We start from the raw sequence: 15880 nt of genomic DNA, 5'->3' as shown, positions 1-15880 counted from the left end.
TGCGAGTTTCGTGAGAACAAAAGTCAAGCGGCAAACTGGTCCAAGGCGAAGCCTTTTTAAATGGCCAGTTTGCGTGGTTTTTGGAACGCAGTGACAAAAATCTATAATTTGTTGAGAATTAGGATAATCATCAGCAAGAATCCTTTTTTGCAGACCAAAATTCTATTGGAAAAACAGATTATATTTGAATAATAATCACCTATACATTGCAGATGTGATAAAATATAATTGTTTTGAGATAAAATGGAGGAAAATATGATTTTGTTAAAAAAATTTGTCAAGTACTATAAACCATATCTTAATGTATTTATCTTTGATCTTATATGTGCGACGATTATATCAATTGTTGATTTGGCATATCCGCAGATTTTAAGGAATTTAACCAGAACACTTTTTACTAAAAACAGCGATATTATAATGTCAAAGCTACCTATTATTGCAGGTATACTTTTAGCAGCATATATTGTTCAGGCTTTATGTAAGTATTATGTATCATGTCAGGGACATATAATGGGTGCTAAAATGGAAAGGGATATGCGAAAAGAACTTTTTGACCATTACCAGGCTTTGTCTTTTTCATACTATGATCAGAATAATACTGGTAGAATGATGAGTAGAATGGTTTCTGATTTGTTTGATATCTCTGAGATGGCTCATCATGGACCGGAAAATTTGTTTATTTCGGTTGTGAAAATAATTGGTTCATTTTTCTTTTTGTTTAGAATACAAAACAAATTGGCATCAATATTGTTGGTGGTAGTTGTTTTTATGGCACTGTTTTCATTCAAACAGAATAAAAGGATGAGAGCAACTTTTGCAGATAACAGAAAAAAAATCGGGGATATAAATGCAACATTAAATGATTCATTTTCTGGTATTCGCGTTGTTCAGGCTTTTGCAAATGAAGAGCTTGAAAGAGAAAAATTCAGAATAGGAAATGAAGCATTTCTTGAATCTAAAAAAGATAATTATAGGGCAATGGGAACATTTCAGGGTGGTAACACCTTTTTTCAGGGATTTATGTATTTGCTGACGCTTGTAGCAGGAGGCTTTTTTGTTGCTAAGGGCGAAATGACATCATCTGATCTTGCTATGTATGCTCTTTATATAGGGATATTTATTAGTCCTATTCAAATCTTGGTAGAGCTTACAGAAATGCTCCAAAAAGGTTTTTCCGGATTTGCCAGATTTAATGAAATCATGGAAACAGAGTCTGATATAGTAGATGATAATGATGCTGAGAATTTTAAAAATCCGGAAGGAGATATTCTGTTTAACAACGTTTCATTTTGTTACAAAGATGACATGGAAAATGAAGTGTTAAGTGATGTATCTTTTAAAGTTAGAAGCGGTGAGTCAATTGCTTTTGTAGGGCCTTCTGGAGGAGGAAAGACGACAATTTGCTCTCTTCTTCCAAGATTTTACGATGTTACAAGTGGTAGAATCACAATAGGAGGTCAGGACATAAGAAAAATAAAGCTCTCCGAGCTCAGAAAATACATTGGAATTGTTCAGCAGGATGTATATCTTTTTGATGGAACCATACGAGACAATATTGCCTATGGTAATCCGAATGCAACAGATAAAGAAATAGAAGACGCAGCGAAAAAGGCACATATGGATGAGTTTATTAATTCACTTCCAGACGGCCTAGATACTTTAGTTGGAGAAAGAGGAACAAGACTTTCTGGTGGTCAAAAACAACGAATTTCGATTGCTAGAATTTTTTTGAAAAATCCGGCAATTCTTTTGCTGGATGAAGCAACTTCTGCCCTTGACAATGAAAGTGAGCAGTATATTCAGGAAAGTCTTGAAGAATTAAGTAAGAACAGAACTACTATAACCATAGCTCATAGGTTATCAACAATTCGCGGTGCTGAAGAAATTCTGGTAATTGATGAGGGAGGCATAAAAGAACGTGGCTGTCATGAAGAACTTATGAAAAAGCAAGGCATTTATTCAAAGTATTATTCTTTATCGGTAGCAAGATAATTATTTAAAAAATGGCTATTGTCAGGGCCACTAAGAAATGGAGGGTTACGATTATGAAAGAGATTAAAAAGCTGGGTTTTGGTCTTATGAGACTTCCGCAGATTGATGACAAACACATTGATTTGCCACAGGTTAGTAAAATGGTAGATGCATTTATGGCAGCGGGATGCACCTATTTTGATACTGCGTATGTTTATGGGGGCGGTTTATCTGAAGAAGCTGCTCGAGAGACACTTGTTAAAAGATATCCAAGAGATAAATTTACACTTGCAACAAAACTTAATGCAAGTGTAGCTAAAAGCGAAGAGGATGCAAAGAATCAGTTTAATGTTTCGCTTGAAAGAACTAAGGCTTCATATTTTGACTTTTATCTTCTTCATGCATTATCCAAAGGAAATATAGATAAGTATGATTCTTATCATATCTGGGATTATGCTAAACAACTAAAAGAAGAGGGAAAAATAAAGCATTATGGATTTTCTTTTCATGATCAGCCAGAATTTTTGGATGAACTATTGAATAAACATCCAGATGTTGATTTTGTGCAATTGCAAATAAACTATGCTGACTGGGATAATCCAAATGTTGCTTCAAGAGCCAATTATGAGGTGGCAAGAAAACACAATAAGCCTATTGTTGTAATGGAACCTGTCAAAGGAGGAACTTTGGCTACACCGCCTAAGGCAGTTGCAAATATATTAAAGCAGGCAAATCCTGAGGTTTCTTTCCCATCCTGGGCGATAAGATTTGTTGCTTCACTTCCGGGAATATATACTGTTTTGTCAGGAATGTCGAACATGGAGCAGATGGAAGATAATCTTTCATACATGACAGATTTTGTTCCACTTGATGAAAAAGAAAAGAATGTTATAGAAGATGTAAAAAAGATTATTAACTCTTTTGACACAATTCCATGTACATCATGTAGATATTGTACGCCGGGGTGTCCGAAGCATATAAATATTCCTGAGATATTCAAGGCAAGGAATAACCTGACTATGTATGAGGATGTAGAAAAGTCAAAGAAAATGTATGAACTTGCAACTAGAGATAATGGAGGAAAGGCAAAGGACTGCATTACATGTGGGCAGTGCGAGAGACAATGTCCTCAGCATATCGAAATAATCAAGAATCTTGCACAATTATCAGAAATCTTTGATGCTGATGTTGAAAATAATTAAGCAAAAGATTAAAATTATGTAGTCGTAACAACTTTGGATTTTTTTGTAAAATTTTATTTTGTTGAGGAGGGAATTATGGCGGAAAAAAAGAAGATGATTTCCGAGTTTCGTGAGTTTGTAATGCGCGGAAATGTAATGGACTTGGCTGTCGGTGTTATTATAGGTGGTGCTTTTCAGGGAATTATTAATTCTTTGGTAAATGATATTCTGATGCCGGTTATCAGTGTTATTACAGGTGGTATTGACTTTTCAAACTGGTTTATATCACTTGATGGAAAGAGCTACGCAACACTTGCAAAGGCACAGGAGGCTGGAGCAGCAACACTTAATTATGGTGTATTTATTACAGCGGTTATTAATTTTATCATTATGGCATTTGTCATCTTTACAATTGTTAAGGGAATGAACAAGCTTCATGATAAACTAGCACCTAGTAAAGAGGCAGAGCCAAAGCATGTTAAGATTTGCCCTTACTGCAAATCTGAAATTGCAGAGGAGGCAACAAGATGTCCTCATTGTACATCTGAGCTTGCTTGAAAGTTATAGGTTTTGATATTATCTATTTTGTAGATGAGTTTTGCTGGCTTGTAATATTTCTTGAGCAGAACTGTTTATAAACGTTGGTACTTATGCGCTGTTTTTTAGCGCATTACGTACCACTACGTTTATAATCAAGCGAAAGCGTGTCTGCGACGAAATATATAAACAGCAAAACGGATTATAATAATATCAAAACCTATAATTAACAATAACTGTTTTTAGCTAAAAAGGAATGGCATATGCTGTGCTATTCCTTTTTTTGATGAAAAAAATTAATGTGTGACCTTAGCTTAAGTGATGGTGTCTATAAGAATAGAAGTTATAAAAGAGTTTCCAAAGCAATATTTACAATTTTGAAGGAGATTTTGATATGAAAAGAAGATTATTTATGTTTATAACCTCACTTACACTTATGGTAGGAACTTTGAGCGGCTGTTCTAAGGATTCAAACAATTTGCAAAAAGAAAGCACGAAAGATTATAAGAAAACTTTTGCAAATGATTTGAGTGCAGAATACAGTGATGTTAAAAAGATTAAGGTGGGAGGTGAATTTGAAAATTCGCTTGTGAGTTTTATTGAAAGTAATGGATATGAAAATGAAAACTATATGATTTCACCTACTTCCTATAGAGCTGCAATTGTACTTGCAACTGCAGGAGCTGATGCACAGACAAAGGATAAGCTTCTTAAAGCTATTGGATTTAAAGACATGGATGAGGCTAATAACTGGTACAATAGGGTTCTTTCTTCATCATTTGCATATAAAAAGAATGCTGATGGTAGTTTCGAATTTGATGAATCAAATGATTCATGTTTTTATGGTACTTTTAGGCTTGAGAACTCTGTTTGGAAAAACACAGACTATAAAGGAACTATAACTGACGAATATAAGGATTACGTAAAAAAGCATTACAATGCTGCGGCAAGGAATGTATCAGCAAACGAGATAACAGATGAAGTTAATAATTGGGTTAAGAAAAATACCAATAATCTTATTCCAAAAATAAGTGACGACTTATCGGGATCTAACCTTGTACTTGCTAATACTCTTTATCTTAAATCTTCTTTTATGGAACCATTTAAGGAATATGCAACCAAAGAAGATTATTTCGTAACTTGTGATGGAAAAACTGTATCAAAAGACTTTATGAATAAATGCGATTTTGCTGATTATTATGAAGATAAAAATGGAAAGCTTATTATTCTTCCTTTAAGAGGAAAGTTCAAAATGGTTGTAACGCTAGGCGACATTAAGGATTTGAAAAAAGCAATAGATAAAGTGCAGTCAAAAGAAGTTAGAATATCTATTCCTAAGTTTGAGATTGATTCATTTTTTAAAAACAAGGAATTAGTTAAGTTTCTAAAATATAGAGATGCTGAGATTGCATTGGGCGATAATGCGGATTTTTCTGTGATGTGCAAAGACTGTCCATTACTCATAGATAATGTTCTTCAGAAAACAAAAATAAAAGTAAATGAAGATGGAGTAGAAGCTACAGCGGCAACAATAGTTGAGATGAAAGAAACTTCATGTGCAATGGAAGAAGAAATCAAAGAGTTTAAGGCAGATAGACCATTTAAATTTATGATTTTAAATGGAAGTGATAATCCGGAAATATTGTTTTATGGCCAGCTTGTTGAGTAATGTTAAAGGGAAAAATTAAATGTTTAGAATTTATATGCTTTAATAAAATGATGATTTTTGTGAGATTGTCTTGATATTCATTATTTTTTAAACTAAAAAGCGTTGGTACAAATTTTGCAACTTTTGTACCAACGCTTATTTTAAAACTTATTTTTCCAAAAATGCTCTTTGAAGAAGAACCTCTTCTGGCATGATATTTCCTGACCGCTCAATCTTGGTTTCAATATTTTCAAGTGTATGAAGTTCTGTGTTGATTTTTAGATTAAATTTATCAATCAGTTCTTTGTATTGCGGATTTGCAAGAAGCTTTTGTCTTGTTCCTGCATCAAATGTGCAGTATTTGAACAAAGCTGTTCTTGATACTTTGTTAAGCCTCAAAGAACCATTGATTTCGAATTTCATGTATACTTGATAATCTTCTATAAACACATTTTTAAATCTGTTAGAATGCTTTTTAAGCTGCTGGTAAAGCTTTTCTTTTTGAGTTTCATTGAGTAGTCTGTTCTTTTTGTAGAACTGAAGATAGTCACAGTAATCAGCAGTAAGTGAAGGATCTGTAATGTCGTTCCAATAAATTCCCTGGACTGTTTTGCACATTTCCCATCTATAATCGCCAAATACTTTGATAAGTGATGACTGCAAATCTTCTGTATGGAAAATGGAAATAACAAATCGCGCTGGTGTATCACGTTTTTTGCCTTCGATTTCCTGCCACATGTAGGCTTGAGAGCCAACATTTGGAAGCAATATAAATTTTGGCAGAACCTCTTTTTGATAAAGGAACTGGTTGATTCCAAGTTTTTGGTCTGAGAATAGTACTTCTCTGCAGAAGAGACTATAATCAAGTTTTCTTATTTCATCTATAGTCGAGTTAAGCATTGGAGCTTGAAGATATGCATCTTCCAAGGCTTTTGTGATATTTACTTCGTCGAAAATAGGTATAAAAGCAGATGCTCTTCCAAAAGTTACTCTGTTACCCATTGAAAAGAGGTTTGTTACTTCGAACACGACTTTTGCTTTAGAATCATTGAGGAATTCTTTTACTTCTTTTTCTGTAAGATTTCCTTGTGTCTGTTGTTCTTTTAAATAGGCAGGATAATCAAGATTGAATTCATTACGTGAAGGTACAACCTCGTTATTATAAATCATGGTTAACCATTCCCTGATTGTAAATACTCTTCTGTAAGGATCAGGGACATATGACTTCATAAATCTGTATAATTTTGCAGTTACTTCAGGACTGACAAGATCTTCATCTGTATAACCAAAAGTAAGGAACATGGAAATGGCGTCTGGTACTATGCTGTCTTCTAAGCTCTTAATCAAAACTTCAGCGTATACTTTGTAGAAATATGTTGATAAATCACGTCTTATTCGTCTGTATTCATCAGAATAAACATCCTGATTGGAGCTTGTTTTATAGGCATATACTGCATTTGAAAATTCGGTCTTTAGTTCTTCATCAAGGTCTGCATAAGCAAGAATTGTCTTGCAGACATTTTTGAATTCAGGAACATCCATGCTGCTATCAGAAGAATTTCCCTGTTCAATGGTATCGGATTTTGCAGAAGCGATGTGAAATGCATTTTGGAAAGCAGAAGTTTGCCTTGAAAGTTCTTTTCTGTAATTCGTAATTGTCTGTGAGTGCTCTGTCATACTGACAATATATCTTATTGCCATCATAATAATGAAAATGTCAATATCAGCATTTAGCGTATATAGATTTGTACGAAGAGTCTGATCATTATTCATCATGGCTTTTAGTGCGTCAATAATCCAGGAGGGAGCAAATTCAATAGGTGCAATCGGAGAAGCTACCATTACTTCTGGAAAGACCTGAGCTGGAACACCAACTTTTGCACAGAGAATTGGATATTTTTCGTAATCATCTTTTAAAGTTTGAAATTGCTTTTTAGCATCATTAAATTGCTGTTCACAAGAATTATAAAAAGCAATGCAGGTTTTCACTATATTTGAAGATAGGATTGGTAGAATTTTTGGATTTGATTTGAACATATCTACCAGGTCATTTTGTGATTGATAAGGATAGCTTATAATAGTGGCATCAGATAGAGCTTCGTAAGAGAATAAAAAATCTTTTCCCGGAGTTTCAGACAAACCACATATTTGTCCACCTGTTAGATCTAAATTGCTGTATTCATTTGAAATACGAATAGTACCTTTGGATATTATTTCAATAGTTTCAACTTTCTGACCTTGTTTATGTAATACTTCACCTTTTTTTAGTTCCTGTACTTTCATAACATAATTACCTCATCATAAAAAGCATGTGTTATAATTTTTTAATACAACACACAAGGAGCAAAGATACTATGACAGATTCAAAAATAATATCGGATGAAAACAGTTATCTAAAAAGAGTGCATGATTCAAATAATGCAATTCTTTTGGAACTTGACCGTGTATGTCAAAAAAATAATATAAAGTATTTTCTGCATGGAGGTTCTTTTCTTGGTGCAGTTCGTCATAAAGATTTTATTCCATGGGATGATGATGTTGACATAACCATGCTTAGAGAAGATTATGAGAAATTTATTACTATTTGGGAGAAAGAAGCTGATAAAAGATTTAAACTTCTTTTAGATGATGCGTATCCTGAATTTTTTGATTTTATACCTAAGATTGCAGATGAAAAAGTCCGCTACAAACATACAGTTTATGGTGATGAAGATTTCTATAAGGGGAGATTTTCACATCCTACACTGGATATTTTCATAATAGATTATGTTGGAAAAAATCATAAGAAACAGCTTCTGATGCTGAAACTAATATATGCTCTTGCGATGGGGCATAGATTTCATGTGGATTATTCCAAGTTCAAAGGTGGAATGAAGATTGCTGCAAGAGTTCTTGTGTTTATCGGAAAACTGATTCCTTATAAATATATAGTAAACTGGTACCATAGGGTTGAAGTAATGGAAAATGATGAAAAAGACACTGCAACTCATCTATTCTTATCTAATGAACAACCAGATCCGCGCTACTGGGGCCTTATATTCCCAAGAAAATGGTATGAAAATCCGTCTACCCAAATGCTTCACGGAAAAATGTATCAGACTCCCAGCAATTACGATGAATGGCTTACTCTTATTTATGGTTCGTGGAGACAGCTTCCGCCAGAAGATAAGAGAGTTCCGCAGCATGTTAATGAGATTGAAGATTGATTGTAAGGAGTATTGCAACTATGTATAAAGCGCTTGTTACAGCTGAAGTTAATATAGAAACTTTGCGAAATACCATAAAAGATGTTGAATTTGATACTGCAGGTTATATAGTTTCTCATGAAGTTATGGAATCAGAAGATTTGGCAAAAATTATAGAACCTTACGATATACTGATTTCTGAGTTTGAAACAGTTACCCAAAAAGTTATTGAAAAAGCTGAAAACTTAAAACTTATCATTTGCTGCAGAGGTGGAGTTAAATCCGTGATTGACATGAAAGCAGCAGAGAAAAAGCATGTTTGTGTCATGCATAATGCAGGAAGAAATGCCAGTGCAGTTTCAGAAATTGTAATGGGATATATATTGGATTTATGTAGAAATATTTCAAAATCCAATCATCTTATTCACGAAAAAAAGATAACATCAGATAAACGAATGATTCCTTCTGAATATAAAGATACAATTTGGGGGTTAAATGATTCATCGCCGTATCATACGCTTAGAGGAAAAAGTCCGAGACTGATGACACTTGGAATTGTGGGCTTTGGGAATGTTGGTAGAGAACTTGCGAAAAAAGCTGAAGCCTTCGGAATGAAAATTTTAATTTATGATCCGCTTGATGTGGCTATTTCACGAACTGAAAATATAAAAGCTGTGAGTTTTGAAGAACTTTTAAAAGAATCTGATGTTGTATCACTTCATTGCCCTCTTACTGCAGATAATAAGGATATGATGAATGCAGAAACTTTTTCAATGATGAAAGATGGAGCATATTTCATAAATGCTGCAAGAGGCGGGCTTGTTGATGAAGATGCACTGTTTGATGCTCTTGTTTCAGGGAAACTTTCCGGTGCAGCGCTTGATGTCGTAAAAAAAGAACCAATTTCAAACGAGTATAAGCTTCTTGATGCTCCTAATCTTATAATAACACCGCATATTGCTGGGGCAAGTGATGAGGTTGTATATAAAGGAACAGAGATGGTTATACACAAGCTAATAAACTATCTTGGTGATGAAAGAGTTATGTGATGAATAATAATACTAGTACTAATAATAAATTTGTAGTAGATGAGCAATTATCTAAAAGTGAAGAATTCTCGAATAACCAAAAAAGTGTTAAGAATGTTGGGATACTTCTAGCAGCAGGTCTTGGAAGCAGATTTAATCAAAAAATGCACAAGCAGTATATAAAAATAAATGGAAAAGAAGCAATAAGCTATGGAATTAATTGCCTGAAAAGTTCAAAAAAGCTTGATAAAGTAATTGTGGTTCTCGAAGAAGAAATGCTGATAAATGGCAGGATAAAAAGGGAATATAACGTTGAAACTATAAAGGGCGGAAACAGCCGAGCAGAGTCTTTTCAAAATGCAATGGACTATATTGATGAAAATTACAAAGAATGTGAAAAAGTAATATTTCATGAGGCAGCTAGACCTCTTTTAAATAGCGATATTGTCGATAAATATATGGGAATATTAGATGAGTACGATTATGTCGAAACTTGTCAGCGTATTACTGATTCACTTGGAAGTTTCCTTGAAGGTATTCCAAAAAGAGAAGATTATTTCTTGATTCAGGCACCGGAAGCTTATCGTTACAGGATTCTTAGAGAGTATTTTGATGTTAATAGTGACGTTTATTTTGCTGCATATCAGCTTCCAAAGTCTTCAAAAGGATATAAATTTTTTGAAGTAGGTCCGAATTATAAACTTACATATCCGGAAGATTTGGATTTAATTGAATTTTTTTGCAGAAAAAATCATATTTAGGTTGTGAAAATCTGTAAAGATGATATAGTGTTACAAGTGGAAAGTTTCGGTAGCACTTACACTGAAATTTGAAACAAGGTTATGGGAGGTTTTTGCAATGCCAAGAAAAGAGTTAATCAGGCTTGAAAATATTTCTAAGTCATATAACGGTCAGATGATTCTTGATGATTTGAATCTGGTTATTAGAGAAAATTCATTTGTCACTATCCTTGGACCATCAGGATGTGGAAAGACAACAACTCTTCGTATGATAGGTGGTTTTGAGACACCTGATAAAGGAAGGGTTATTTTTGATGGAAAAGATATCACTAATCTTGCTCCTAACAAGCGTCAGCTTAATACAGTTTTCCAGAAGTATGCACTTTTTACGCACATGGATATTGCTGAGAATATTGCTTTTGGTCTAAAAATCAAAAATAAAACAGATGCTTATATAAAAGATAAGATTAAATATGCGCTAAAACTTGTAAATCTTGAAGGATTTGAACATCGTATGCCAGAGTCCTTATCTGGTGGTCAGCAGCAAAGAGTTGCAATAGCAAGGGCTATTGTTAATGAACCAAAAGTTCTTCTTCTTGATGAGCCTCTTGGTGCTCTTGATTTGAAATTAAGACAGGACATGCAGTATGAGCTTATTCGATTGAAGAATGAACTTGGAATCACATTTGTATATGTAACTCATGATCAGGAAGAAGCTCTGACAATGTCAGATCATATCGTAGTTATGAACCAAGGATACATTCAGCAGGAAGGTTCACCTGAAACTATTTATAACGAACCTGAAAATGCTTTTGTAGCTGACTTTATTGGTGACAGTAATATTATTCATGCAACTATGGTTAGGGATGAACTTGTTAGAATTCTAGGTACAAATTTTGCCTGTGTTGATAAGGGATTTGGAGAGAATAAACCAGTTGATGTCGTTATTCGTCCAGAAGATGTAGAACTTGTAAAACGTGGTGAGGGAACTTTGGCTGGAACAGTTAGCCATATGATATTTAAGGGTGTTCACTACGAAATGGAAGTTACTGCTGGTGGTTTCGAGTGGCTTGTACATTCTACAAAGATGTATGAAGTAGGAACACAGGTGGATATTAAGGTAGATCCATTTAATATTCAGGTTATGAATCGTCCTGCTTCAGAAGATGAGGAGGCTATTGAAATAGATGTTTAAGAAATCTAAGGCGTCAGTTGCACTTGCATCTCCATATCTTGCATGGTGTCTTATATTTATTTTGGTTCCTCTTGGAATGATATTTTTCTATGGTCTTACAGATAAGACCGGAGCATTTACATTGTCAAATGTAATTGCAATTACTGAGAAAAATAACTTGAAGTCACTGATTTTAGCCCTAATACTTGCTTTTATCAGTACTGTTGTATGTTTTTTACTTGCATATCCTCTTGGAATGATTTTAGCTAAAAACAAAGTCAATTCTAAAGGAATAATAACAACACTGTTTATTCTGCCAATGTGGATGAATTTTCTATTAAGAACATTGGCATGGATGACACTTTTAGAGAATAAAGGCGTTATAAATGGTTTACTTACACTACTCCATTTGCCCAATATAAATGTTATTAATACGCCTCTTGCGATTGTAATAGGTATGGTATATAACTTTTTGCCATTTATGATTTTGCCTATCTATAATTCTCTTGCAAGAATTGATGACAATGTAATTAATGCGGCAAGAGACCTTGGAGCTAATTCATTCCAGACATTTTTTAGAATTACACTTCCTTTGACTTTGCCTGGAATAATAAGTGGGGTGACAATGGTATTTATACCGGCACTTACTACATTTGCGATCAGTACCATGATGGGCGGATCCAAGATTTTACTTATCGGTAATGTTATTGAGCAGGAATTTACGCTTACATATGACTGGAATATGGGAAGCGGATTGTCTCTTATTCTGATGATATTTATCATTATTAACATGGTCGTTTCGGCTGTGTCAGATCAGAAGGAGGACCGTAAGTAAATGAAAAAGAAACTCGAAAAAATTTACATGGGAATAATACTGTTATTTATGTATCTTCCGATACTGACAATGATAGTGTTATCTTTTAATGAGAGTAAATCCCGTTCAAAATGGGGGGGATTTACGCTTAAATGGTATTTGAATCTTGCTTCTGATTCAGATGTCATAAATGCAGTAGCAAATACTCTTATCATAGCAATCATATCTACGCTTATTGCAACTATAATAGGAACAGTTACTTGTGTTGCTATGGTAGGACTAAATAAAAAGACAAGAGCAGTCATCATGGGAATGACTAATATTCCGATGATAAATGCTGATATTGTAACTGGTATCAGTCTTATGCTTTTGTTTAGAGTTTTGCATTTTAATACAGGTTTTATTACCGTTCTTATAGCGCATATTACATTTAACATACCATATGTAATGCTTAGTGTGATGCCGCGTATGAAGACGATTAGTCCAAGTGTTTATGAAGCAGCTCTTGATCTTGGAGCAGAACCTTTTTTTGCGTTTAGAAAAACTATACTTCCGGATTTGATTCCTGCGATTTTGTCAGGAGCTATGATGGCTTTTACTATGTCGCTTGATGACTTTATTATTACATATTTTACTAAGGGTTCAGGTTTTGATACTCTTTCTACTAAAATTTATAATGAGGTTAAGAGGGGTATTCAGCCAGAAATATATGCTCTTTCCACGATTATTTTTCTGGCAGTTATTATTCTTATAATGGCTAGAAGAGGACTTCGTGCACGCTCTATGCAGGCAGCAGGCAAAAAAAACGTATCATATGCAAAGAAGTCTTCAAAGGGCAGAAATTTTGCAATACTATTTGCAGTAATTATTACATGTATATTTGTTGGTTTGTCTTTTGGCGGTGTATTTAGAACAAAAGAAAATCAAGTATATGTCTACAATTGGGGAGAGTATATAGATCCCGATGTTGTAAAGCAGTTCCAAAAAGAAACTGGAATTGAAGTAGTATATGATGCTTTTGAATCAAATGAAATTATGTATGCAAAAGTAGCTTCAGATAATGCAGCATATGATGTTATATGTCCATCTGATTACATGATTGCACGTTTGATTAAAGAGAATATGCTACAGGAACTTAATAAGGAAAAAATTCCTAATGCTTATGCAAACATTGATCCTAACTATATGAAGACAGCGGCTTCATTTGACGAAGGTAACAAATATACAGTTCCAAACTTCTGCGGAACAGTAGGCATTTTGTATAACAAAAAGCTTGTAAAAGAACCTGTTGAGAGTTGGGATATTCTTTGGGACAAGAAGTATAAAGGTCAGATTCTGATGCAGGATTCAGTTAGAGATGCTTTTATGGTAGCTCTTGCTAAAAATGGTTATTCGATAAATTCAACAAATCCGGATGAATTAAAAGTCGCAGCTAAAGATTTGCTTAACCAAAAGCCACTTGTTCAGGCGTATGTAGTCGATCAGGTTAGAGATAAGATGATTGGCGGAGAGGCAGCACTTGGCGTTATATATTCAGGTGAAGCACTTTATACTCAAAGAGAGAACAAAGATTTGGCATATGTTGTTCCAAAAGAAGGATCGAATGTATGGCTTGATGGATGGTGTATTACTAAGAATGCAAGACATGTTGAAAATGCGCATAAGTGGATAGACTTTTTGTGCAGAGAAGATATAGCACTTAAAAACTTTGAATATGTCACTTATACAACTCCAAATCTAAAAGCTCAGCAGATGATAGAAGATGAATCTATAAAGAATTCTAAGGTTGCATTTCCGGATGAGGATACACTTAGTCGTTGTAATACTTATCTTTATCTTGGAAGCAAAGCAGATGAGATGTATAACAGGCTTTGGAAAGAAGTTAAGTCTGGAGAGTAAAAAAATATTAAAACATATACGGATTAAAGCTTAATGCAATTAAGAAGTGGATTATATAAGTCTATATTGTGGAGAAGAACGGTATGAATGAGATTGGGAAGCTGCTTAAGTATGAGCTGGGAGTAAACTTATTACTTCCGGCAGAAGGACTTGCATCTATTTTTTGGTTATGTATGACTATCAACGGGATGCTTGGTGATGGTAATCGTAGTGATTTAGGAAGTGCTATAGGTGTTTTTGGTGCGATGGGTCTTTTTATAGTTATATTTTTTATTGCGATATACCTTATACTTCAGGTTATAAATGCAGCTATTATTAGAATATCATGCTATAGGGCAAATTTTATCAGTTGGATATTTTGGGGGATTTCATCGATAATAAATGTTTTTGCAGCACTTTATGTTGTGTTACTTGGAACTGGTTATTCATTTTTTAATATGGTTGCTATTGAAATTGTTTTGATTATTCTAATTTCACTTAGGTTGAGAATGAAGATTTCTAAATGTGTGAGAGCTAATGGTTATTGTTATTACAGATGATTTTGATTTAAAAAAAATAGCGGAAAGCGGTCAATGTTTCAGATGGAAAGAAATTGACGATGAAACTTACCGAATAGTAGCTTTTCATAAAGTGTTATATGTACGCAAACTTTCTGATACGGAGTTTGATTTTTCGTGTACAAAAAAAGAGTGGGATACGATTTTTAAGTACTATTTCGATATGGATGAGAATTATCAGGCGATACGTGAAAACATTGATAGAAATGATTCATTTCTGCTGAAATCGTCAGAAAGTGCTAAAGGAATAAGAATCCTTAGGCAGGATCCTTGGGAAATGGTAATTTCATTTATCATTTCTCAAAGGAAAAATATACCAGCTATAAAAAGCTGTCTGGAAAAAGTCTGCAGAGTAGCTGGTAATAAATTAGGCAATTATGATGGCGAAGAAATATATGATATTCCAACGCCTTCGCAGATTTTAGAAGCCTATTATGATGATGACCAAAATAATTGTGATAATAATCTTTACAACTGTTCTCTTGGATATAGACTTCCGTATATAATTGCAGCTTGCAAATGGGCAGAAAATGGAGGTCTTGAAAGAGCATCAAGTCTTGATGATGATAAGCTTTGTGAAGAACTTATGTCCGTAAAAGGCATTGGTATAAAAGTTGCTTCATGCATAAGATTATTTGGATATCATAGAATGGATGCTTTTCCAATTGATGTATGGGTAAAAAGAGCAATGGAGAATTATCCGAAGGATTTTGATGTGAAAGTCTGGAGTCCTTATGCCGGACTTATGCAGCAGTATTTATTCATGGGTATAAGAAAGGATTATTATGACACATAAGCAGGCAGAACATGATATAGCAGCTTTTTTGGATGGCACTTTGGAAAATGATGAGCTTGCTGCATTTCTTGAACATATTGAGCAATGCGAAGATTGTAAAGAAGAATTGACAATACAGTTTATAGTCGGTACAGGAATGAAGAGACTTGAAGACGGCAATGCTTTTAATCTTGTAGCAGAACTTGATGAACAGATAAACATGGCAAAAAAAAGACTTCGTTCGTCTAGAAGACTTAAAATATTTGCACTTATTTTGCAGGTAATAGTTGTTCTTCTTGCAGGATGTCTATTAATTCTTGCTTTAAAAGTTCTTAGATAGAAACAATAATACAAAAACCTTTAGGAGGTTG

14 protein-coding genes are annotated in these 15880 nt (G+C 34.0%); 13 read left to right on the top strand and 1 reads right to left on the bottom strand.

Annotated features, from left to right (window positions below; genetic code table 11):
* Window positions 1-255: 255 nt before the first annotated feature.
* From G634_RS0107580 to G634_RS0107560, 4 genes are all read left to right on the top strand, one after another.
* Window positions 256-1992, top strand: coding sequence for an ABC transporter ATP-binding protein (locus G634_RS0107580; RefSeq protein WP_026504790.1), 1737 nt, complete (start codon window positions 256-258; stop codon window positions 1990-1992).
* 53 nt (window positions 1993-2045) lie between these two features.
* A complete protein-coding gene (locus G634_RS0107575) occupies window positions 2046-3173 on the top strand; it encodes an aldo/keto reductase (RefSeq protein WP_026504789.1) in 1128 nt (375 codons plus the stop codon).
* Between the two features lie 75 nt (window positions 3174-3248).
* Window positions 3249-3710, top strand: a complete 462-nt coding sequence (mscL, locus tag G634_RS0107570) for a large conductance mechanosensitive channel protein MscL (RefSeq protein WP_330364790.1) — start codon at window positions 3249-3251, stop codon at window positions 3708-3710.
* A gap of 373 nt (window positions 3711-4083) precedes the next feature.
* Window positions 4084-5358: a serpin family protein gene (locus G634_RS0107560; protein ID WP_026504787.1), complete on the top strand. Its 1275-nt coding sequence runs from the start codon at window positions 4084-4086 to the stop codon at window positions 5356-5358.
* Between the two features lie 147 nt (window positions 5359-5505).
* Here G634_RS0107560 and G634_RS0107555 read toward each other — a convergent pair whose 3' ends face one another.
* The gene (locus G634_RS0107555; RefSeq protein ID WP_026504786.1) at window positions 5506-7620 is read right to left on the bottom strand and encodes a Crp/Fnr family transcriptional regulator; all 2115 of its coding nucleotides are present in this window, start codon (window positions 7618-7620) and stop codon (window positions 5506-5508) included.
* 71 nt (window positions 7621-7691) lie between these two features.
* Between G634_RS0107555 and G634_RS0107550 the strand changes: the two genes are divergently transcribed.
* The 9 genes from G634_RS0107550 to G634_RS0107510 all read left to right on the top strand — a co-directional run bounded on the left by G634_RS0107550 (window position 7692) and on the right by G634_RS0107510 (window position 15849).
* On the top strand, window positions 7692-8543 hold the full coding sequence (locus G634_RS0107550) for a LicD family protein (protein ID WP_026504785.1): 852 nt from the start codon (window positions 7692-7694) through the stop codon (window positions 8541-8543).
* 20 nt (window positions 8544-8563) lie between these two features.
* A complete protein-coding gene (locus G634_RS0107545) occupies window positions 8564-9571 on the top strand; it encodes an NAD(P)-dependent oxidoreductase (RefSeq protein ID WP_026504784.1) in 1008 nt (335 codons plus the stop codon).
* Window positions 9571-10311 (top strand): 2-C-methyl-D-erythritol 4-phosphate cytidylyltransferase, encoded by a 741-nt coding sequence (locus tag G634_RS0107540; protein ID WP_026504783.1) that lies wholly within the window; start codon window positions 9571-9573, stop codon window positions 10309-10311. The genes G634_RS0107545 and G634_RS0107540 overlap by 1 nt, the downstream gene beginning before the upstream one ends.
* A gap of 97 nt (window positions 10312-10408) precedes the next feature.
* Window positions 10409-11485 (top strand): ABC transporter ATP-binding protein, encoded by a 1077-nt coding sequence (locus tag G634_RS0107535; protein ID WP_026504782.1) that lies wholly within the window; start codon window positions 10409-10411, stop codon window positions 11483-11485.
* Window positions 11478-12299, top strand: a complete 822-nt coding sequence (locus tag G634_RS0107530) for an ABC transporter permease (protein ID WP_026504781.1) — start codon at window positions 11478-11480, stop codon at window positions 12297-12299. The genes G634_RS0107535 and G634_RS0107530 overlap by 8 nt, the downstream gene beginning before the upstream one ends.
* Window positions 12300-14177, top strand: coding sequence for an extracellular solute-binding protein (locus tag G634_RS0107525; protein ID WP_026504780.1), 1878 nt, complete (start codon window positions 12300-12302; stop codon window positions 14175-14177).
* An 83-nt stretch (window positions 14178-14260) separates the two neighbouring features.
* Window positions 14261-14716 (top strand): hypothetical protein, encoded by a 456-nt coding sequence (locus G634_RS0107520; protein ID WP_026504779.1) that lies wholly within the window; start codon window positions 14261-14263, stop codon window positions 14714-14716.
* Window positions 14694-15530: a DNA-3-methyladenine glycosylase family protein gene (locus G634_RS0107515; RefSeq protein WP_026504778.1), complete on the top strand. Its 837-nt coding sequence runs from the start codon at window positions 14694-14696 to the stop codon at window positions 15528-15530. The genes G634_RS0107520 and G634_RS0107515 overlap by 23 nt, the downstream gene beginning before the upstream one ends.
* Window positions 15520-15849 carry an anti-sigma factor family protein gene (locus G634_RS0107510; protein ID WP_026504777.1) on the top strand — a complete coding sequence of 110 codons (330 nt, stop codon included), beginning with the start codon at window positions 15520-15522 and terminating at the stop codon, window positions 15847-15849. The genes G634_RS0107515 and G634_RS0107510 overlap by 11 nt, the downstream gene beginning before the upstream one ends.
* The last annotated feature ends 31 nt before the right edge of the window (window positions 15850-15880 follow it).

Source organism: Butyrivibrio sp. NC3005 (assembly GCF_000424545.1).
In the GTDB taxonomy this organism is placed as follows: domain Bacteria; phylum Bacillota; class Clostridia; order Lachnospirales; family Lachnospiraceae; genus Butyrivibrio.
Note: the sequence above shows the minus strand (reverse complement) of the source record. Positions and strands in the feature narration are given on the sequence as shown.

What these genes read in the sequence shown, in the direction of transcription:
- G634_RS0107545 (WP_026504784.1), top strand. Translation starts at nt 8,564, where the DNA reads ATGTATAAAGCGCTTGTTACAGCTGAAGTTAATATAGAAACTTTGCGA.
- G634_RS0107550 (WP_026504785.1), top strand. Translation starts at nt 7,692, where the DNA reads ATGACAGATTCAAAAATAATATCGGATGAAAACAGTTATCTAAAAAGA.
- G634_RS0107520 (WP_026504779.1), top strand. Translation starts at nt 14,261, where the DNA reads ATGAATGAGATTGGGAAGCTGCTTAAGTATGAGCTGGGAGTAAACTTA.
- G634_RS0107535 (WP_026504782.1), top strand. Translation starts at nt 10,409, where the DNA reads ATGCCAAGAAAAGAGTTAATCAGGCTTGAAAATATTTCTAAGTCATAT.
- G634_RS0107515 (WP_026504778.1), top strand. Translation starts at nt 14,694, where the DNA reads ATGGTTATTGTTATTACAGATGATTTTGATTTAAAAAAAATAGCGGAA.
- G634_RS0107540 (WP_026504783.1), top strand. Translation starts at nt 9,571, where the DNA reads ATGAATAATAATACTAGTACTAATAATAAATTTGTAGTAGATGAGCAA.
- G634_RS0107560 (WP_026504787.1), top strand. Translation starts at nt 4,084, where the DNA reads ATGAAAAGAAGATTATTTATGTTTATAACCTCACTTACACTTATGGTA.
- G634_RS0107525 (WP_026504780.1), top strand. Translation starts at nt 12,300, where the DNA reads ATGAAAAAGAAACTCGAAAAAATTTACATGGGAATAATACTGTTATTT.
- G634_RS0107555 (WP_026504786.1), bottom strand. Translation starts at nt 7,620, where the DNA reads ATGAAAGTACAGGAACTAAAAAAAGGTGAAGTATTACATAAACAAGGT.
- G634_RS0107580 (WP_026504790.1), top strand. Translation starts at nt 256, where the DNA reads ATGATTTTGTTAAAAAAATTTGTCAAGTACTATAAACCATATCTTAAT.
- G634_RS0107530 (WP_026504781.1), top strand. Translation starts at nt 11,478, where the DNA reads ATGTTTAAGAAATCTAAGGCGTCAGTTGCACTTGCATCTCCATATCTT.
- G634_RS0107510 (WP_026504777.1), top strand. Translation starts at nt 15,520, where the DNA reads ATGACACATAAGCAGGCAGAACATGATATAGCAGCTTTTTTGGATGGC.
- mscL (WP_330364790.1), top strand. Translation starts at nt 3,249, where the DNA reads ATGGCGGAAAAAAAGAAGATGATTTCCGAGTTTCGTGAGTTTGTAATG.
- G634_RS0107575 (WP_026504789.1), top strand. Translation starts at nt 2,046, where the DNA reads ATGAAAGAGATTAAAAAGCTGGGTTTTGGTCTTATGAGACTTCCGCAG.